The sequence below is a fragment of the bacterium 336/3 genome (genome assembly GCA_001281695.1).
Lineage (GTDB): Bacteria > Bacteroidota > Bacteroidia > Cytophagales > Thermonemataceae > Raineya.
In genome coordinates this window covers 3,744,130-3,762,729 of sequence record LJIE01000001.1, presented here as the reverse complement: position 1 = coordinate 3,762,729, position 18,600 = coordinate 3,744,130, and the positions used below count along the sequence as shown (strand labels likewise).

General features: G+C 31.8%; 19 protein-coding genes and 3 pseudogenes. 16 read left to right on the top strand and 6 right to left on the bottom strand.

Annotated features, from left to right (window positions below; genetic code table 11):
- Positions 1 to 25: 25 nt before the first annotated feature.
- Positions 26 to 247 (top strand): annotated as a pseudogene (locus AD998_17645) (hypothetical protein).
- A gap of 172 nt (positions 248 to 419) precedes the next feature.
- On the opposite strand, the gene AD998_17640 reads toward AD998_17645, so the two are convergent.
- From AD998_17640 to AD998_17625, 4 genes are all read right to left on the bottom strand, one after another.
- Entirely contained in the window at positions 420 to 773 is a 354-nt protein-coding gene (locus AD998_17640) for a 50S ribosomal protein L20 (protein KOY87709.1), read from the bottom strand.
- A 107-nt stretch (positions 774 to 880) separates the two neighbouring features.
- Positions 881 to 1,075 carry a 50S ribosomal protein L35 gene (locus AD998_17635; GenBank protein KOY87708.1) on the bottom strand — a complete coding sequence of 65 codons (195 nt, stop codon included), beginning with the start codon at positions 1,073 to 1,075 and terminating at the stop codon, positions 881 to 883.
- Between the two features lie 80 nt (positions 1,076 to 1,155).
- The gene (locus AD998_17630) at positions 1,156 to 2,298 is read right to left on the bottom strand and encodes an aminotransferase (GenBank protein KOY87707.1); all 1,143 of its coding nucleotides are present in this window, start codon (positions 2,296 to 2,298) and stop codon (positions 1,156 to 1,158) included.
- A 9-nt stretch (positions 2,299 to 2,307) separates the two neighbouring features.
- Positions 2,308 to 2,946 (bottom strand): metallophosphoesterase, encoded by a 639-nt coding sequence (locus AD998_17625; GenBank protein KOY87706.1) that lies wholly within the window; start codon positions 2,944 to 2,946, stop codon positions 2,308 to 2,310.
- Between the two features lie 135 nt (positions 2,947 to 3,081).
- Between AD998_17625 and AD998_17620 the strand changes: the two genes are divergently transcribed.
- The 7 genes from AD998_17620 to AD998_17590 all read left to right on the top strand — a co-directional run bounded on the left by AD998_17620 (position 3,082) and on the right by AD998_17590 (position 10,316).
- On the top strand, positions 3,082 to 4,734 hold the full coding sequence (locus tag AD998_17620; GenBank protein KOY87705.1) for a DNA repair protein RecN: 1,653 nt from the start codon (positions 3,082 to 3,084) through the stop codon (positions 4,732 to 4,734).
- 69 nt (positions 4,735 to 4,803) lie between these two features.
- The gene (locus AD998_17615) at positions 4,804 to 5,448 is read left to right on the top strand and encodes a cytochrome O ubiquinol oxidase (GenBank protein ID KOY87704.1); all 645 of its coding nucleotides are present in this window, start codon (positions 4,804 to 4,806) and stop codon (positions 5,446 to 5,448) included.
- 36 nt (positions 5,449 to 5,484) lie between these two features.
- Complete coding sequence (locus AD998_17610) at positions 5,485 to 7,203, top strand: phosphoglucomutase (GenBank protein KOY87703.1); 1,719 nt, start codon at positions 5,485 to 5,487, stop codon at positions 7,201 to 7,203.
- Between the two features lie 46 nt (positions 7,204 to 7,249).
- Positions 7,250 to 8,155, top strand: a complete 906-nt coding sequence (locus AD998_17605; protein ID KOY87702.1) for a hypothetical protein — start codon at positions 7,250 to 7,252, stop codon at positions 8,153 to 8,155.
- Positions 8,156 to 8,159: 4 nt separating this feature from the next.
- Positions 8,160 to 8,855 carry a hypothetical protein gene (locus AD998_17600; GenBank protein ID KOY87701.1) on the top strand — a complete coding sequence of 232 codons (696 nt, stop codon included), beginning with the start codon at positions 8,160 to 8,162 and terminating at the stop codon, positions 8,853 to 8,855.
- A gap of 132 nt (positions 8,856 to 8,987) precedes the next feature.
- Positions 8,988 to 9,452: a hypothetical protein gene (locus tag AD998_17595; GenBank protein ID KOY88271.1), complete on the top strand. Its 465-nt coding sequence runs from the start codon at positions 8,988 to 8,990 to the stop codon at positions 9,450 to 9,452.
- Positions 9,453 to 9,530: 78 nt separating this feature from the next.
- Positions 9,531 to 10,316, top strand: a complete 786-nt coding sequence (locus AD998_17590; GenBank protein ID KOY87700.1) for a CoB--CoM heterodisulfide reductase — start codon at positions 9,531 to 9,533, stop codon at positions 10,314 to 10,316.
- 51 nt (positions 10,317 to 10,367) lie between these two features.
- On the opposite strand, the gene AD998_17585 is transcribed toward AD998_17590, so the two are convergent.
- Both AD998_17585 and AD998_17580 read right to left on the bottom strand, forming a co-directional pair.
- Entirely contained in the window at positions 10,368 to 10,802 is a 435-nt protein-coding gene (locus tag AD998_17585; GenBank protein KOY87699.1) for a hypothetical protein, read from the bottom strand.
- An 18-nt stretch (positions 10,803 to 10,820) separates the two neighbouring features.
- Entirely contained in the window at positions 10,821 to 11,597 is a 777-nt protein-coding gene (locus tag AD998_17580) for a hypothetical protein (protein KOY87698.1), read from the bottom strand.
- 228 nt (positions 11,598 to 11,825) lie between these two features.
- Between AD998_17580 and AD998_17575 the strand changes: the two genes are divergently transcribed.
- The 8 genes and pseudogenes from AD998_17575 (at position 11,826) to AD998_17540 (ending at position 18,532) form a co-directional block, all read left to right on the top strand.
- A complete protein-coding gene (locus AD998_17575) occupies positions 11,826 to 13,295 on the top strand; it encodes a hypothetical protein (GenBank protein KOY87697.1) in 1,470 nt (489 codons plus the stop codon).
- Positions 13,296 to 13,378: 83 nt separating this feature from the next.
- The gene (locus AD998_17570) at positions 13,379 to 15,151 is read left to right on the top strand and encodes a hypothetical protein (GenBank protein ID KOY87696.1); all 1,773 of its coding nucleotides are present in this window, start codon (positions 13,379 to 13,381) and stop codon (positions 15,149 to 15,151) included.
- Entirely contained in the window at positions 15,144 to 15,695 is a 552-nt protein-coding gene (locus AD998_17565; GenBank protein KOY87695.1) for a hypothetical protein, read from the top strand. The genes AD998_17570 and AD998_17565 overlap by 8 nt, the downstream gene beginning before the upstream one ends.
- Before the next feature lie 25 nt (positions 15,696 to 15,720).
- Positions 15,721 to 16,023: a hypothetical protein gene (locus tag AD998_17560; protein KOY88270.1), complete on the top strand. Its 303-nt coding sequence runs from the start codon at positions 15,721 to 15,723 to the stop codon at positions 16,021 to 16,023.
- Between the two features lie 63 nt (positions 16,024 to 16,086).
- The gene (locus tag AD998_17555; GenBank protein KOY87694.1) at positions 16,087 to 16,641 is read left to right on the top strand and encodes a hypothetical protein; all 555 of its coding nucleotides are present in this window, start codon (positions 16,087 to 16,089) and stop codon (positions 16,639 to 16,641) included.
- A 76-nt stretch (positions 16,642 to 16,717) separates the two neighbouring features.
- Positions 16,718 to 17,524, top strand: a pseudogene (locus AD998_17550) (arsenite S-adenosylmethyltransferase).
- A gap of 235 nt (positions 17,525 to 17,759) precedes the next feature.
- A complete protein-coding gene (locus AD998_17545; GenBank protein ID KOY87693.1) occupies positions 17,760 to 17,963 on the top strand; it encodes a hypothetical protein in 204 nt (67 codons plus the stop codon).
- 218 nt (positions 17,964 to 18,181) lie between these two features.
- A pseudogene (locus AD998_17540) lies at positions 18,182 to 18,532 on the top strand (hypothetical protein).
- The last annotated feature ends 68 nt before the right edge of the window (positions 18,533 to 18,600 follow it).

Genomic DNA, 18,600 nt, shown 5'->3' with positions numbered 1-18,600 from the left:
GGCGAAATATAAACTGTATTGCATTATGAAGAAGTTTTTGCTTGCTGTGGCTTGCTTAGTAGCCTTTAATGCTTGTAATTTAGATCAATATAATAACTCTGACCAAAAAAAGCTCAAAGATAAAAGAGAGGGAAGTATATATGTGTATGGTGTAAAAGGTGACTCAGCTCGCCAACTTCGCCAACAATATCCTGCAAATAAAGAGGCTAATGAAAGAGCAAAAGCTATTAGAGAAAAATTATATGGAGGCTCAACAGGTTCTAATCTACAAGATGGATCTGTAGCTACAGATACTACTAAAAAGGCTGATACAACTAAAAAAGAAGGAACTAAAGCAGTAGCTCCTAAAAAATAATATCTTCGCTTATTAAAGACTTATCATAAAAAAACCTCCAAAATATTTGGAGGTTTTCTTTGTTTTAAGCTGCTTGTTTTACTTTGTCCACAATTGCTTTGAAAGCATCAGGGTGGTTCATTGCAAGATCAGCAAGTGCTTTTCTGTTCAAGCCTAAACCTGCTTTATGGTACAAGCCCATAAATTTGGAATAAGAGAGACCGTATTGACGCGTACCTGCATTGATACGAGCAATCCATAGACCTCTGAAATCTCTTTTCTTCTGCTTTCTATCACGGTATGCATAGTGCCATGCTTTTTCAATAGCATTTTTAGCAACTGTCCATACGTTTTTACGTCTACCAAAGAAACCTTTAGCAAACTTCATCATTTTTTTGCGTCTTGCTCTTGCAGCAACGACATTTACTGAACGTGGCATAATTTTTTGTGTTTTTGACTTTTGGCGTTGCTTTTAGCAATCTTATAGCCTAAAAATCGGGTTGAACATTTGAAACCAATTAGTAGATTTTCTACTAAGATAATAAATTATAGATTAAGCAAAGCTTTCACTCTTGGCATATCCGCATCAGAAACGATAGCGAAATTAGACAAGTTTCTTTTTTGCTTAGTTGTTTTTTTGGTCAGGATGTGGTTTTTGAAAGCATGTTTACGCTTCACTTTACCTGTTCCTGTCAGGCGAAAACGCTTCTTCGCACCTGAGTTGGTTTTTACTTTTGGCATTTGAACAGAATTTAATTAAAACAGAAAAATTGAGGGTGCAAATTTAGTAGATAAAATTGAGAAAAACAAGAACTTAACTTTTAAACTTTAACCAATTTTTCGGCTGCTTTCTCAAGCGTTTCATTTTCTTTGGCAAAACAAAAACGAAGCAGTTTAAAGTCTTGCTGTTTGCTATAAAATGGAGATAATGGAATAGGAGCAACACCTACTTTTTCAGTAAGATATACAGCAAAATCAGTGTCTTTTTCTTCTGAAATATTTTGGTAAGAAGCCAACTGAAAATATGTCCCTGAAACGTTCTTTAATACAAATCGACTACCTTTCAGCAAAAGCTTAAAATAGTCTCTTTTTTCTTGATAAAACTGTCCCAAAGAAAGATATAAGTCCTTGTCTTTTAGGATTTCTGCAAAAGCTACTTGTGAAGCAATATTGACACTAAAAACATTGTATTGATGAACTTTCTGAAACTCAATCATCAGATTTTCAGGAGCTAATACATAACCTACTTTCCAGCCTGTGGTATGGTAGGTTTTACCAAAAGAAGAGACAATGATGCTTCTTTGAGCCAATTCAGGATACAGAGCAATACTTTGGTGAGGCTCACCATCAAAAATAATATGCTCATACACTTCATCACTAATTATTATAATATCAGTGCCTTGTACTAATTTTTGTAATTCTTGTAAATCTTTCTCTTTGAGAGTACTACCTGTGGGATTATGAGGCGAATTAATAATAATAGCCTTTGTTTTGTTGGAAATCAGTTTGCTCATGTCTTTCCAATTAATGCTAAAATCATCAGGGTTCATTTGGCAAAACTTCACCATACCACCACACAAACGTACAGCAGGTACATAACTGTCATACACAGGTTCAATCATAATCACCTCATCTTGAGGACGTATAAAAGCCATAATAGCTGTAAAAATTGCTTGAGTGGCTCCTGCTGTAATGGTAATTTCCTTTTCAGGATTGTAATATACATTGTATAATTCTTGTGCTTTTTGTGCAATAATTTCTCTCAAATTCATCAAGCCTTGCATAGGAGCATACTGATTTTGCCCTGAAAGCATGGCTTTGGTGGCTGCTTCAATGAGCTTTGGGTGTGGAGAAAAATCTGGAAAACCTTGTGATAAATTAATGGCTTGGTGCTTTCTTGCCAAAGTACTCATAATTGTAAAAATGGTAGTTTTGACTTCAGGCAATTTAGAGGTAACAAACATAAAAATAAATTAGGAAATAGAGTCGTTTAATTCGTAGATAATGGGTTTGTGCAAAGGTATATAGTCAATATTGATACTACTGGCATTGATAAATGTAGTATCAAATATTTTTAGTATACCATAGTCTTCATGAATATGCCCAAAAATATGAATTTTTGGTCGTATTTGTTCAATTTTCTTTTTTAAATCTTCACAACCAACTCTTTTGCCCCAAATGGTTTTATCTAAAACATCCAGAGGAGGTCCATGTGTAATTAAAATATCAGTATCAGGAGGAATTAAATCCCAATGTTTAGCTATTTCATGACCTCGTTCTTTATTAAAAGCCCAATTGTGATACGCGGGACTAATGGGTGAACCCCATATTTTTATGTTCTCTATTTCTATTCCCGAATCATTGAGATAAATACAGTTATCAGGAACAAGTTTTAGAAATTCTTCTGGTTCTCGTTCTGCCATAAAATCGTGGTTACCAGCAATACAAATTTTATAACGATAAGATAATTTTGAAAACCATTCAAAAAACTCTCTGATTTGCCAAGCCTCACCTTTACCACTCATATCACCTGCATGGATAATCATATCAGCTTCAGGAAGGTTTAATTTTCTATGCTGCCCATGTGTGTCAGAGATACATAAAATTTTCATAAAGAGAGGTTTATATTAGATAAAAAAAATAAAAAAAGACTTTAAAATGAGTCTGTGACACAAATTTAACGAAAAATATTCTATTCTTACTTTCATTTTTTTCAGCTATATTTGCAAAGGTTACTGGCTTTATTTATGCTCAAAAATTTATCCATTCAGAATTATGCCCTGATAGAACGCCTCAATCTGTCACCTCATCAGGCTTTTAATGTTGTTACTGGCGAAACAGGTGCAGGTAAATCAATCATGTTAGGGGCAATTAGCCTTATACTTGGCAATCGGGCTGATAAGAAAGTATTGTTTGACGAAGAAGAAAAGTGTGTAGTAGAGGCAATATTTGACATATCTGCCTACCAAATGACCCATATTTTTGAGGAAGAAGAGCTTGATTATGAGCAAAATACAGTAATACGTAGAGAGATCTCTGCTAATGGAAAATCAAGAGCTTTTGTAAATGATACTCCCGTTACACTGGAGATATTAGGCAAAATTACACAACGCCTCATTGACATTCACTCACAACATGATAACTTGTTGCTTTCAGCAGAAGATTATCAGCGTTATATCTTGGACGCTTACGCACAAAATCAGAGCTATTTAGAGGCATATCAAGAGGTTTTTAAAAATTATCAGAAGCATTTAAAAGCATATCAAAATCTGCTTGCTGAACAGGCAAACGCTCAAAAAGAGTTTGATTATAATAAGTTTTTGCTTGAAGAACTCCAAAAAGCAAATTTGGTAGCAGGAGAGCAAGAAAGTCTTGAACAAGAATTAGGAATTTTAGAAAACGCTGAAGAACTCAAAGCAAAACTCTCTGAAGGGCTTGTAAGTCTCCAAGAAGGCGATTTTGCAGTATTAGTAGTACTTAGAAATCTCAATAAAATACTTGAAAAACTTTCGGAGTATGCACCTGATTATGAACGTCTTTCTGAAAGAACAGAAACAATTTTAGAAGAACTCAAAGATGTTTCACAAGAACTTGAAAGCCTTTATGAAAGCACAGAATACGACCCTAAAAGAATTGAACAAATTCAGGTTCGTTTAGACGAAATAGAACGTTTACAGAAAAAACATAGAGCAAGTTCAATAGCAGAATTACTTATAATACAGGCAGATTTAGAAGTAAAAGTTCAAAAAGTACTTAATTTTGATGAAGAACTCGCCAAACATCGCCAGCAAAGTGAAGAATCTTTTGAAATAGCCAAGAAACAAGCTGTTCAACTTTCTGAGAAACGTAAAGCAGTTGTTGAATATATAGAAAAAGAGTTGTCTTCTTTATTTGTGGAGCTGGGAATGCCCAATGCTATACTAAAAATTGAGGTACAACAAACAGAACCTACCATTTCGGGCATTGATAAAGTAGGCTTTTTATTTAGTGCCAACAAAGGTATTGCCCCTCAGGAAATTAAGAATGTGGCTTCTGGTGGCGAATTTTCAAGATTGATGCTTGCTATCAAATACATTTTGGCAGGAAAAACGGCTATGCCTACACTTGTTTTTGATGAAATAGACACAGGTATCTCTGGCGAAATAGCTCTTAAAATGGGTAAAATGATACAAGAAATGTCTAAAAATCATCAAATATTAACTATTACCCATTTACCACAAATTGCTGCACAAGGCGATAAACATTATTTTGTGTACAAAGAAGATACACATAACAGAACATTTAGTCGTATAAAAGAACTTTCGTTTTCAGAGCGAGTAGAAGAAATAGCTCAAATGATTAGTGGTAGCAAAACTTCTGAGTCAGCTTTACAAAGTGCTAAAGAGCTTTTAGCCAATTGAATTTAGAAATAAGAGAAAAACTCTAAATATTTATTTATAACTTATCATTCATAACTCATCACTCAAAAAATGGAATATCTAAAAAAACTCATTGATTTTATTTTACACATAGACAAATATTTACAAGTTATTTTTCAGGATTATGGAGTGTGGATTTATGGAATTTTATTTGCCATTATTTTTGTAGAAACAGGTTTGGTAGTGATGCCTTTTTTACCAGGGGACTCTTTACTATTTGCTACAGGAGCTTTAATTAAGGCAACCAATGAGTTAAATATCTGGCTAATGGGTACAATTTTATTTATTGCAGCAGTTTTGGGTGATACTGTTAATTATTTTGTTGGAAAAAAACTTGGAAAAGCAGTTTTTGAAAGAGAGAGTAAATGGATTAAAAAAGAATATTTACTTAGAACACAGGCATTTTATGATAAGCATGGCGGAAAAGCCATCATTTTTGCTCGTTTTGTGCCTATTGTACGTACTTTTGCTCCTTTTGTAGCAGGTGTGGGTACAATGAATTATAGTAAATTTTTGCTTTATAATGTTGTGGGTGGTTTTGTTTGGGTTTGGTCTTTTTTGTGGCTCGGTTATTTCTTTGCAGAAACCGAAATTGTAAGAAAAAACTTTACTTTGGTTATTTTTGGAATTATTTTCCTTTCTATCATGCCTGCTGTGATAGAGGTAATTAGACATAAAATGAAAAAAACAGCTTAATCAAAAAATATAGAAGACTTTAAATTTTTATCAATAATGATGGAACAAGCAATTTCAGAACGTATCAATACTTGGTTAGAAGCAACAGACGAACAAACAAAAAAATATATTCAAAATTTATTGGATAATAATCAAGCAGAGGAGCTTAGAGAAGCATTTTTTCAGGATTTAGAATTTGGAACAGGTGGTTTGCGTGGCATTATGGGTGTGGGTACAAACCGAATGAACCAATATACCGTAGGGCTTGCCACACAAGGACTTGCAAATTATTTACAGAAAGCATTCCCCAATACAATATTAAAAGTAGCAGTTTCTTATGATAGCCGAAACAACAGCCAAGAATTTGCTCAAATTGTAGCCAACGTGTTTTCTGCCAATGGAATTAAGGTATATTTCTTTGAAAAACTACGTCCTACGCCAGAGCTTTCTTTTGCTATCAGGCATTTTGGTTGCCAAAGTGGTGTGATGCTCACAGCTTCTCACAACCCTAAAGAATACAATGGTTATAAAGCATATTGGAATGATGGGGCACAACTTGTAAGCCCTCATGATAAAAATGTAATTGAAGAAGTTCAGAAAGTAAAAATTCAAGACATTCGTTTTGAAGCAAATAAAACTTTAATTGAGATTGTAAAAGCAGATTTTGATGAAATCTATTTGCAAAAAGTGCAAACACTTTCTTTATACCCAGAGCTTATTCAAAAACATAAAAATCTTAAAATAGTTTATACATCTTTGCATGGTACAGGCATTACACTTGTCCCTCAGCTTTTCAAACGTTTTGGCTTTGAAAATGTACACATTGTTATAGAACAAGCCGAACCCAATGGGAATTTCCCAACAGTTATCTATCCAAATCCTGAAGAAGCAGAAGCCTTGACTTTAGCTCTTAAAAAAGCCCAAGAAATAGATGCTGATTTAGTGCTTGCCAACGATCCAGATGCGGATAGAGTAGGAATAGCTGTAAAAGACAATCAAGGACGTTTTATATTACTCAACGGAAACCAAACAGGTAGTTTGGTAATGTTCTATCTACTTTCAGCTTGGAAAAATAAAGGCTTAAAAGGTAATGAATACATTGTAAAAACCATTGTTACCACCGATTTGATTGATCATATCGCTGAAAAATTAGGAGTAGAATGCTATAATACCTATACAGGCTTTAAATACATTGCGACCATTATGCGTGAACAAGAAGGCAAGAAACATTATATTGCTGGTTGTGAAGAAAGTTATGGTTATCTGATAGGGGATTTTGTTCGTGATAAAGATGGTGTTTCTGCTTGTGCATTGATAGCTGAAATGACAGCTTACGCTCAGGAAAATTATGGAGGTATTTATCCAATGCTTCTTGAAATTTATAAAGAATTTGGTTTTTATGAAGATACCTTAATTTCCATTACTAAAAAAGGCATTGCAGGTATGCAAGAAATTAAGGAAATGATGCAAAATTACAGAAATGAAACGCCTAAAAAGTTAGGGGGCTCAGAAGTTGTGATTCTTAAAGATTACCAAAGCCTTGAAGAAACCAATCTAAAAACGGGAGAAAAGAAAAAATTACTTTTTGATGAAACTTCAAATGTTCTTCAATTTATTACAGCAGAGGGTTCTAAAATTTCAGCTCGTCCTTCAGGTACAGAGCCTAAAATTAAGTTTTATGTAAGTCTAAAAGGAGACTACGAAGAAAATTTAGAGAGTGTTAGAGAAAAATTCAAGCAGAAAACTATACAAATTAAACAAGATTTAGGGTTATAATACTATAAACATTAAAACCTTATAGGTTTAACAAAATCAGAAAGCTATGAAACTAACACTGGACAAAATCAGAGAGTTTGGTAATATCGAACTTCTTGCCAAACAAATGGTAGAAGGTTTTATTACAGGCTTACACCGTTCCCCTTTTCATGGTTTTTCAGTTGAATTCGCAGAACATCGTTTATATAACTCTGGAGAAAGTACAAGACATATAGATTGGAAGGTTTTTGCCAAAACGGATAAGCTTTTCGTCAAACGCTATGAAGAAGAAACCAATTTGCGTTGTCAAATATTGATAGATGTTTCTTCTTCTATGTATTATCCTAAGGAAACCAAAGGGAAACTGACTTTTAGTGTGTTGGCTGCTGGTGCTTTGGCTTACATGCTTCAACGTCAAAGAGATGCAGTAAGTATCGCTACTTTTGAAGATACGATTTTAGAACATACAGCTTGTAAATCTACAAGTATTCATTTGCATCAGCTTTTTGTATTGCTACAAAAGCTATTAGATGCAGAAAGCAATCTCAAAAAAACCTCTGCTACTACAGTTTTACACGAAATTGCTGAGAAAATTCATAGAAGGTCATTGGTAATTATTTTCAGTGATATGTTTGAAAATATGAATAATCCTCAAGAACTTTTTGGAGCTTTGCAACATCTTAAGCATCAACGCCATGAGGTTTTATTATTTCATGTAATGGATAAACAAACAGAGCAAGAGTTTAATTTTGATAATCGTCCTTATGAATTCATAGACCTTGAAACAGGCGAAAAAGTTCGTTTGCAACCTAATCAGGTACAAGAAACCTATAAAAAACATATAGATGACTTTTATAAAGACCTTAAAATGAAATGTGGACAATATAAAATTGATTTTATAGAAGTTGATATTGCTCAACCATTTGAAGATATTTTATATGCCTATATGGTGAAAAGAACAAAAATGAGATAATTTTATGTTTGTAAGAGGTTTAATCTTAATGATATTGTTAAGTGGCTGTTCTGTAATTAAGAATACGCCTAAAACAGAATTGATAGAAGGGTTTTACTGGCAAAAAAATCATGAAAAGATTAAAAAAGAAGTTTATATAAATCCACAATCTGAAGATTTATATATTTATCCATCTCAACAAAAAAAGGTGGATACCAGTCAATACATCGCCCTTTTACCAGAGATGACGAAACTTCTTGAAAATCAGAATAAAATCATACTAAATCGAGGTGGCTTGGATATTGACTTACTTACCATTCCTTTGAAATATCGTTCGAAAAGAATAGATGTACCAGCTCAAATTAATTCATTTCTGAATGGGGCAGTTTATTTGGGCTACAGATTTGATAAATATATCATCAAATATCAAAAAACACCTTTACACCTTTATAAAAGAGAGATTTCTCATTACGGGTTTTCTTTGGGCTTGTTTTCAGGGCTTGGAGGAGTATTTATGAGTCCAACCAATACCAACAATATTTTAGCTCAAGAATATGATGGTGTAGTTTGGAACAAAGGAATTGCAGGAATTATTGCTATTGATAAATTTAATTTGGGCTTGGCATTGGGTTTTGACAATTTATTGGATAAAAATAAAAATATTTGGATTTATGAAGGAAAGTCTTGGTTGGGTTTGGCATTTGGTTTGAATTTAAACTGATAGATTTGATTTTACACAGAAAATTTTTATATTCATTTTCTAAACTAGAATATTATGAAACCTACCCTCAACACTCGTGCAAATTATCTTTTTTCAGGCATTCTAATTGTTATAGCATTTTTGAGTTTCAATATGAAACCCCAAATCTTGCAAGATGACGTAGAACCAGCCAATATGAAAGGTATGACAGCAAGGCATAATTATTGGCGAAAAGAACTAGGCTTGCCTTCTTTTAAATGGTCAAACAAACTAGCAGCTGTGGCTCAAAAATGGGCAAATACACTAAAAGCTAAAGGTTGTAATATGAACCACAGTACTACTAAGTATGGAGAAAACTTGTACTGGTCTATGGGTAAAAAGAGAAAACCAGAAGAGTCTGTAGATGCTTGGGCTTCAGAAAAACAATACTTCAATTTTGAAACTTTAGAATGTAATGAAGATTGGAGTAAATGTGGACATTATACCCAAATGATTTGGGAAAACACCAAAACTGTAGGTTGTGCAGTAGCTTATTGTAAAGATGGTAGTGAAGTTTGGGTGTGTAATTATGAGCCAGCAGGAAATGTGGTTGGACAAAAACCTTATAAAAAGAAATAATTTCAAAACTTATAGATTAAAACAAAGTTTATATATTAATTTGCAAATCAAAGTTTAGTTTTAATCAAATTCACAGCTATGTCGGAATATAAAGTACCAACAATGGCAGAACTGGCTGCCCAAGGAAAAAACCCTGATGTATTGTTTTGGGTGGGTTGTGCAGGTAGTTTTGATGATCGTTACAAACAAGTAACCATTGCTTTTGCTAAAATATTAAATAAAGTAGGAATTAATTTTGCAGTATTAGGTACAGAAGAAAGTTGTACAGGAGATCCTGCAAGACGTGCAGGAAATGAATTTTTGTTCCAAATGCAAGCCATGAATAATATCCAAATTATGGATGGTTATGGTGTGAAAAAAATAGTTACAGCTTGTCCTCATTGTTTCAATACACTTAAAAATGAATATCCTGAATTGGGAGGAAATTATGATGTAATCCACCATTCACAGTTTCTTCAAGAATTGATCAATTCTGGAAAAATTAAGATGAAAGAGGGAGGCGAATTTAAAGGCAAACGTATTACTTACCACGACTCTTGCTATTTAGGAAGAGCCAACGATATTTATGAAGCTCCAAGAGCTGTTTTGGAGGCTCTGGATGCTACACTTGTAGAAATGAAACGTACAAAAGCCAAAGGGCTTTGTTGTGGAGCTGGAGGAGCCCAGATGTTTAAAGAGCCTGAAAAAGGTACAAAAGATGTCAATATTGAGCGTATCGAAGATGCTTTGGAAACAACCCCCAATGTAGTAGCAGTAGGCTGTCCATTTTGTATGGTGATGATGACAGATGGTGTGAAAAATAAAGAAAAAGAAGGGGAAATTAAAGTATATGACCTTGCTGAATTGATAGATAAATCCATGTAAGAAAATTTTATAAAACATGAAAAAGAGTAAGCTAAGCTTACTCTTTTTTGTTTATTTCTTTCTGTTTTTAGCTGCTTCAAGGCTTGCTTTCATTTTTTCACTCACCTTATTAATTGTTTGCTTTTCTTTTTCTAAATATTCTTTCTGTTCAGCATCAGGTTTTTTCTCAAAATCAGCATCAAAATTTCTCATCCACATATCCATTGCTTTATAAGCATAATCTAAATCTTTGTGAACAAGGGTAAGTTTATTTAATCTGGCTGTATCTTTTTGTAAAGCAGGATTTTTTAATTCTAAAACCAAAGAATCTCTATATTTTGCCAATTGATGGTGTAAAGGCATTACTTCGTCATGAACCTTCATAACTTCTTCATACAATGCCTTGTTGGGTGAGTTTTGTTCGCTTCCTGTATGATCTTTGTGATTTTCATGTTTTACTTCACAAGCTAAAAGCAAAATAGATAATGCCAAAAAAGAGTATTTCATAAAAATAAAAATAGGTTTTTAATTGTGTACAAAATCTAAAGAAAACATATCAATATAATTATTGGCAACAGTAGCTGAAAATGCAGAAAACTCTACACTATTATTTTCAGATAATTTAATAAGTGTAGGGTTTTTAAAAAACTCTGCTAAATCTACTTTTAAATGAACTAATGCAGATTTTCCTTGTTGCATTTTTAACTTATCCGTACCAAAATTTATAGTAGAAGTTCGTAAATTGTTTAAAGTAGGGGTATTATATCCACCATAAAAGCCAATATGAAATTTAAACTGATTGTTTTGAGTAGCAGGCACAACAGGAGAAGTCCCTTCTAACTTCAAAAAGATATAACCAGTATTCCAGCTCCAATACATTCCTTCAGCAACTCCACCTACATCCAAAGCTCCCGTTCTTTGTGAAGGTTCTAAAGTATTTCGAAGGCTATCCACACCAATCATAAAAGAAACACCAGTATATTCACCAAGAGGAACATCTTGAATAGAAAGTTGTTGTGTATTTTTTTCTGAGAGTTTTACTAAAAAATAAGAATTATTTTGAGGAACAATGTACTCAGAACCATCAGCTTTTTGGAGCTTAATATTACTAATAAAGTAATCAAGTCGAGAAATTGTTAGCTCTTCGCTACTTGCATTGGTATAAGTACTACCAATCAAAAGGTCTTTGCTACCAAAAATGTGTTTGAGATCTATAACAAGCGAAGATTTTGAATTTTCTTTTGGTTTACACGCAATGAAAAATACAGCAATAAATAAATAAGCAGAAAATAAACGTTTCATAGATAAAATAGTTTGTATTTTAAGGTAAAGAAAGGTTTTACTACAAAGAGAAACATAAAATACTATAAAAAAGTTTGTAAAAACGATGGCTTGTACACTAACACTAAGTAGTAATGTTAAAAAATATTTATAATTTATTAACACTTATAAAATTATATTTAATAAACACTTAATGTTTATCAAATATACTGTATATAGTTTTGTTGCGAATTAAACAACAAAACTATCATGAAAAAAAGTACAGGTTTATCCCTTTTTATAGCCTCTTTTTTGGCTACTGCAATTATAATATCTTGTAATAAAAAAAATGAGGCTTCTCAACCAAAAGAATTGCCTGAGTTCAAGGACAGATCTATTACACCATCATTTATAAAAATGGATGCTGAATTTTCTGGAGTTGGTGTTTATACTTTAATAAGTAGTGAAGACCAAATCCCTAACTCAGGCGATATGATTTTTGGTGGAGCTCCAGATGGGCAAGGTTTTATTAAAAACCCTGATGGTAGTGGTTATATTATGGTAACTAACCATGAAAACACTTGGGCTGTATCAAGATTGTATCTAGACAAAAAACTAAATATAACTAAAGGGGAATATATTGTAAATACTGATGGTGGTATGTTCAGATTATGTTCTGCAACTATGGCTACTCCAGAAATACATGGATTTGGACCAACTTTTTTAACAACTGGTGAATCGAATGTTAATGCAATGACTCATGCAATTGACCCTATTGCTGTTGCTAATCCTTCAGATAATACAAGAACTAAACCTGCTTTAGGTAAATTTAGTGGTGAAAACTCAGTTCCATTAACAAAAAATGCTTACCCAGGTAAAACAGTTATCATTTTAGGTGAAGACGCTTCAAATGGACAAGTATATTTGTACGTATCTAATACAGTTGGTGATTTAGATAATGGTAAATTATATGTTTTAAGAAGAACAGATTTGAATCAAATCGAAACTGCAATAACATGGAATAATAGCTATCCCGTTGAGTTTGTAGAAGTTCCTAATGCAAAGAACTTAACAGGAACTGAAATAGAAAACTTAAACTCAACACTTAAATCTATTCAGTTTGCTCGTGTTGAAGATTTAGATTATCGTAAAGGGTCTGCAGCAAATAATAGAGAACTTTATTTTGTAGCAACTGGTGTTAGTGGTAGTTCAGAAAAAACTTATATGGGAAGAGTGTATCAATTGAAATTAGATGCTAATGATCCACTTAAAGGAACTTTAAAAATTGTTGCTGATGGAGATGTTTCGTCTACTGGTGCTAATGTTAAGGGGTCAGATATAATCAATCCAGATAACCTTTGTGTAACTGAAAATTATGTTTATATTCAAGAAGATGGTGATTCTTTTTGGCCAGAAGCCACACACAACTCTTTAATATGGCAATATAATATTGCAACAGGAACTAAAAAGGTTTTTATGGATATGAGACATAAAGATACGGATTTCTTAAATACGAAATACAATCCTGCTGGAGCTAACCAATTGAAATATGGTCTTTGGGAACATGGTGCTATGGAAGATATTTCAGATGTAATAGGTGTACCAGGTACTTTTACAATTAATATTCATGCACACTCGTGGATAGAAGGGGATAAATTTCTAAATCCAAGCAAGGCAAATTCAGTACAATCTTATAAATCAGGAGGACAAACTCTGATTCTTAAAAATGTTCCTCGATAATTAGAATAAAAAAGCAAAAAAGACCTTATGTATTAAATATGAGGTCTTTTCTATTTTTAATAAAGTACTAAATTTCTTGTAAAATGACGAAAAATATACTTTTCATTTTTATAATTATTTTTTTTAGCTCTTGCACAGAAAGACATCAAACTTTTGAAAAAATTGTTCATACTGATATTGGGTATAAAATAGATTCAATTAGTATGTCTTTAAGTGAACTGAAAAACTTAAAAAGCTTAACAAAAATTCGGAAAAAATTTAAGGAAAATAGAAGAGTATATAAAAAAATAGAACCTTTTATTGAGTACTATTTTCAAGAATTTTCAAGAAGAATTAATGGACCAGCGTTACCTGAAATAAAAACAGAGGATAATATTGTTAATGATGCATCTGGATATCAGGTTATAGAAGAAATTATCTATAATGATAGTTTAGATATAGAAAATCTTAAAAAACAAGTAGATATTCTAAAAACTGATTTGTTATTTATAAAGCAGAGCTTTAAAGATTTACCTGTACAGAATCATCATTTTTATGAATTGATGCAACATCAAATTATACGTATAGCAACTTTAGGTATAACAGGTTTTGATTCACCAATATCTTTGAATTCAATGTATGAAGCAATATACTCTATTGAAGGTATTTTAGAATTTTATAAAAAATATTGTGATAAAAATAAAAAAGAAATGAATGTGGAATTTTTGGATTTATCTCAAAAGGCTATACAATATATAAATAAGAATAATGATTTTAATACTTTTAATCGTTTGGAGTTTATCAAAAATTATCTTATGCCTCTAAGCATACTTTTGGAACAAGAATTTCAGATAGTGATTAAAAATACGCCTAATTTTAATGAAAATAAAGTTTTTTATGGAAGCTTGGCTGATTTAATGCAAGGTAAAAAACTAAATGCTGATGCATTTTCTCCCTTTACAGAATCAAGGTCTAATCCAGAGAAAATAGCATTGGGTAAGGTATTGTTTAATGAAAAAAGCCTTTCTAAAAATAATAATATGAGTTGTGCAACTTGTCATATAGCAGAAAAAGCTTTTACAGATAATAAAAATACTTCAATAACTAATATTCATAGTAGAAGTACTAATCGTAATTCCCCAACTTTGTTATATTCTTCTTTTCAAAAGTCATTTTTTTATGACATGCGTTCCCAAGATTTAGAAAATCAAATAGAAAATGTTATAAGAAACCCAGAAGAGTTCAATCTTACCCCTAAAGAAATTAAAGATAAGATTTTAGAAAATAGGAGTTTTATACAAATGTTTAAAAAAGCTTATCCAAATAAAAAAGAGATTACATTTTATGAAATTAAGAATGCAATAGCCTCTTATATAAGAAGTTTAATGCCTTTCAAATCAAAAATAGATAATTATTTTAAAGGAAAAAGTAGTCTTAATGTTAGTGAAGTACAAGGGTTCAATTTATTTACTGGTAAAGCAAAATGTGCAACTTGCCATTTTATTCCTTTATATAATGGAACGATTCCTCCTTGGTTCAATAATACAGAGTCAGAAGTTATAGGGGTACCTAAAAATGTTACGTGGACAAATGCAATTATTGATTCAGATGTTGGTCGCTATCATTTAAATAAAATAGAACAACTTAAACACTCTTTTAAAACTCCAACAATTAGAAATATAGAAAAAACATCACCTTATATGCACAATGGCATTTATAATTCTTTAGAGGATGTCATAAAATTTTATGATTTAGGTGGTGGAAATGGAATAGGAATGAGTTTAGAATATCAAACTCTGCCATTTGATCAACTTCGACTGACAGAAAAAGAGAAACAAAATTTAGTCAACTTTCTAAAAACTTTAAATGATGAATAATAATAGATGTTTTTTTATAGGGATAGTATTATTTTTTTTTGTCTCTTGTGGTAAGAAAGAATGTATTCATAAATTTGAAATTTTGGTAGAAGTAGAATCATCTCATCCATGTATACCTACAGGTTCAGCGACAATAATCTCACCTATTAAACCTGATTTTTTGTATAAAATAGACGATAATGACTTTCAAACAAGTACATATTTTACTAATTTAAAGACTGGTAAGCATAAAATTTATATTAAAGAGAATGATGGTTGTGAAACTATTAAAGAGTTTAATATTGATACTCTTCAAATGGGAATTAAATTTAGAGAGGTTGCTAATATCTTGAGAATAAGGTGTTCATCTTGTCATTCTGGAATTAATCCACAGGCTGGCTTAGATTTTACAAATAGTTGTGACATACTGAATAATTGGAATAGAATTGAGGCAAGAGCAATACAAGGTGTACCAACATCTATGCCTCCTTCAGGCTTAGTTTCATTAGAAGAAAGGATGAAATTAATAGAATGGATAAAAAGTAATCATAAATATGAAGAATAGAATTGTTTTTTTATTGTTTTATAATATGGTATATCTCACACAATTAATCTATGTCAAAGAAGGGAAAGAGGATGCTTTTAATCAATTTGAAGTTGTTGCAATCCCTACAATAGCCAAGTATAATGGTAAACTACTTTTTAGAATTAGACCTGAAACAAATAATTTTATAGAGTTGAATGTTGAAAAGCCTTATGAAATTCATTTGGTAACCTTTGAAACTATTGAAGACTTTGAAAATTTTAAAGGAGATGAAGAACGGAAGAAATTTCTACATCTTAAAGATGAGTCGATACGAGAAAGTATTTTGATACAAGGAATAAAATTATAAAAAGGTTTGCGTCTAAAATAAAATAATGCCGTCATACAAAATGGATAACTAACTTATCAGACCATGACAGACATTACCCATATCTGGACTGAATTCCAGAAAGAACTTAAAGGTTTTATTGTAAATAAAACACGAAACCATGCAGATTCCAATGATATTCTGCAAGATGTGTTTATTAAAATCATTAAATACAACGATAAAGTAAGTCAAGCAAAAAATATAAGACACTATCTTTATGGTATTGTCAGAAATGCTTTGAACGATTATTTTAAACGCAAAGGATACCATACAACAAGTGAAATAGAGCTAGCAGAAGAACTTACAGAAGAAGAAAGCCACAGTTTAAATGCCACTATTGCAAATGAATGTGTACGAAAATTTATATATAAACTTCCATCTCATTACCAACAGGCTCTGTTACTTTCTGAATTTGAAAATATTTCTCAAAAAGAACTCGCAGAAAAATTACAAATCTCTTACTCAGGAGCAAAATCTCGTGTACAACGTGGTAGAGAGAAATTGAAAGAACTATTGCTAAAATGCTGCATTTTACAAGTAGATAATTATGGAAATATCATTGAAATGAATGATAAACCTTGTGATGATAAATGTAATTAAATTTTGCGTCTTTTTAGAAAAACCTCTGTGTTACGGTTAAATAGCAATATTGCTATCAACTAAAAACACAAATTTTATGAAAGCAGATGAAATTAAAAATCAGGTAAAAAAATCTTATGGTGAGATAGCTAAAGGAAAAACTCAAACAGGCTGTTGTGGTGACACTGCTTGTTGCGAAACTACAACTATGCAAGAGAGTTATGAACATATAGAAGGCTATCAAAAAGAAGCAGACCTTGCTTTGGGGTGTGGACTCCCTACAGAAATAGCAAATATAAAAATAGGTGATACTGTAATAGATTTGGGTTCTGGAGCAGGAAATGATGTATTTGTTGCCCGAAGTATTGTAGGAGAGACAGGTAAGGTAATAGGTATTGACATGACACCCGAAATGGTAGTAAGAGCCATCGAAAATAACAAAAAACTTGGTTATCAAAATGTAGGCTTTATATTGGGAGATATTGAAGAAATGACAGATGTTCCAAATAATATAGCAGATGTGGTAGTAAGTAATTGTGTGATGAACCTTGTTCCTAATAAAGAAAAAGCTTTTTTAGAGATTCATAGAGTTTTGAAAGAAGGTGGACATTTTAGTATTTCAGATATAGTCTATGTGGGTCAATTACCTGAAAATATTTTGGAAGTAGCAGAAATGTATGCTGGATGTGTATCAGGGGCTAGTGAAAAATCGGCATATTTGGGAATTATTAAGTCAGCAGGCTTTAAAAATATCCAAATCAAAAAAGAAAGATTGATTACGCTACCAGATGAACTATTGTTGGTATATTTATCTCAAGAAGAATTAGAATTATTCAAGGCAAGTAGCTCAGGTATTTATAGCATCACTATTTATGCTGACAAATTAGAACAAGGTACATGTTGCGACTCTTCTGATGATATTTGTTGTGGTGTAGAAAATAAAGAAGGAACGACAACTTCTTGTTGTCAAAAAAGCTCAAAACAAACAAACTTTTGTTGTAACTAGAATAAAGTATAAAAATTTGGTAGAAGTCGCAATATAAAGACTTCTACCAAATTTTGTTTCAAGTAAATTGCAAAAAGATTGTTATTTTGAGAATAAAACAAGAGATTTGTTATTATATTAAAATCTCAATACTATGAAAAAATTTGTTTATGGACTGAGTATAATTACTTTATTACACTTAGATTCTTGCAAAAAGCCTCAATGTCCTACCTATATGACACCCAAAGAGTTTGCTGCCTATGAAGCCCAACGTGATGCCAAAGGTAGAACCAATCGAAGAGATAAAAACGGACATATCAAAAAGAAATCTACTCGTGTAGATAAAGTGAAAGGGTAATGCTTGCTAAAACATTAAAAGAAATATTTGATTCTTTTATAGAACTTGATTTGCAAGTATGGCAAAATTTTTCTGAATTGGGAGAAGTTCAAAAATATCCAAAAGAGTCTGTAATTAAACAAGCCTATACAACGGAAAAATTTCTAAATATACTCTTAAAAGGGTGTGGAGGTAATTTGATATGGAATAAAAATAATTTTATTTGTATAGATATTTCGTTTGAAAAAGATTCTCTAATGGATTATATGTCTTTTTCTACACAAAAACCCACACCTATAGAAGTTCGCTTGTTTGAAGATTCTGAAATATTTCGAATTTCGTACAATAATTTTCAAAAGACTTTCTTAGAAGGTAATTTTGGTGAAAAAATAACAAGACTTACTACCGAATATTCATATTTTCAGAAGCAACAACAACAGATAGATTTACTAACAAAAACAGCAAAAGAAAGATATTTAGATTTACTTTCTTTAAATAAAGATGCCATGCGAATCCCATTGAAGTATTTAGCATCTTACTTGGGTATTACACCACAAAGTTTGAGTAGAATAAGAGCTCAAAAAATCTGAAAATTACCAAATGATAACTTTTAAGTAAAAAAGTGCTTGTAGTTTTGTATATCAACCTAATATTTTGA

Coding starts and splice junctions, on each gene's coding strand:
- AD998_17640 (KOY87709.1), bottom strand. CDS start 773: ATGCCACGTTCAGTAAATGTCGTTGCTGCAAGAGCAAGACGCAAAAAA.
- AD998_17635 (KOY87708.1), bottom strand. CDS start 1,075: ATGCCAAAAGTAAAAACCAACTCAGGTGCGAAGAAGCGTTTTCGCCTG.
- AD998_17630 (KOY87707.1), bottom strand. CDS start 2,298: ATGTTTGTTACCTCTAAATTGCCTGAAGTCAAAACTACCATTTTTACA.
- AD998_17625 (KOY87706.1), bottom strand. CDS start 2,946: ATGAAAATTTTATGTATCTCTGACACACATGGGCAGCATAGAAAATTA.
- AD998_17620 (KOY87705.1), top strand. CDS start 3,082: ATGCTCAAAAATTTATCCATTCAGAATTATGCCCTGATAGAACGCCTC.
- AD998_17615 (KOY87704.1), top strand. CDS start 4,804: ATGGAATATCTAAAAAAACTCATTGATTTTATTTTACACATAGACAAA.
- AD998_17610 (KOY87703.1), top strand. CDS start 5,485: ATGATGGAACAAGCAATTTCAGAACGTATCAATACTTGGTTAGAAGCA.
- AD998_17605 (KOY87702.1), top strand. CDS start 7,250: ATGAAACTAACACTGGACAAAATCAGAGAGTTTGGTAATATCGAACTT.
- AD998_17600 (KOY87701.1), top strand. CDS start 8,160: ATGTTTGTAAGAGGTTTAATCTTAATGATATTGTTAAGTGGCTGTTCT.
- AD998_17595 (KOY88271.1), top strand. CDS start 8,988: ATGAAACCCCAAATCTTGCAAGATGACGTAGAACCAGCCAATATGAAA.
- AD998_17590 (KOY87700.1), top strand. CDS start 9,531: ATGTCGGAATATAAAGTACCAACAATGGCAGAACTGGCTGCCCAAGGA.
- AD998_17585 (KOY87699.1), bottom strand. CDS start 10,802: ATGAAATACTCTTTTTTGGCATTATCTATTTTGCTTTTAGCTTGTGAA.
- AD998_17580 (KOY87698.1), bottom strand. CDS start 11,597: ATGAAACGTTTATTTTCTGCTTATTTATTTATTGCTGTATTTTTCATT.
- AD998_17575 (KOY87697.1), top strand. CDS start 11,826: ATGAAAAAAAGTACAGGTTTATCCCTTTTTATAGCCTCTTTTTTGGCT.
- AD998_17570 (KOY87696.1), top strand. CDS start 13,379: ATGACGAAAAATATACTTTTCATTTTTATAATTATTTTTTTTAGCTCT.
- AD998_17565 (KOY87695.1), top strand. CDS start 15,144: ATGAATAATAATAGATGTTTTTTTATAGGGATAGTATTATTTTTTTTT.
- AD998_17560 (KOY88270.1), top strand. CDS start 15,721: ATGGTATATCTCACACAATTAATCTATGTCAAAGAAGGGAAAGAGGAT.
- AD998_17555 (KOY87694.1), top strand. CDS start 16,087: ATGACAGACATTACCCATATCTGGACTGAATTCCAGAAAGAACTTAAA.
- AD998_17545 (KOY87693.1), top strand. CDS start 17,760: ATGAAAAAATTTGTTTATGGACTGAGTATAATTACTTTATTACACTTA.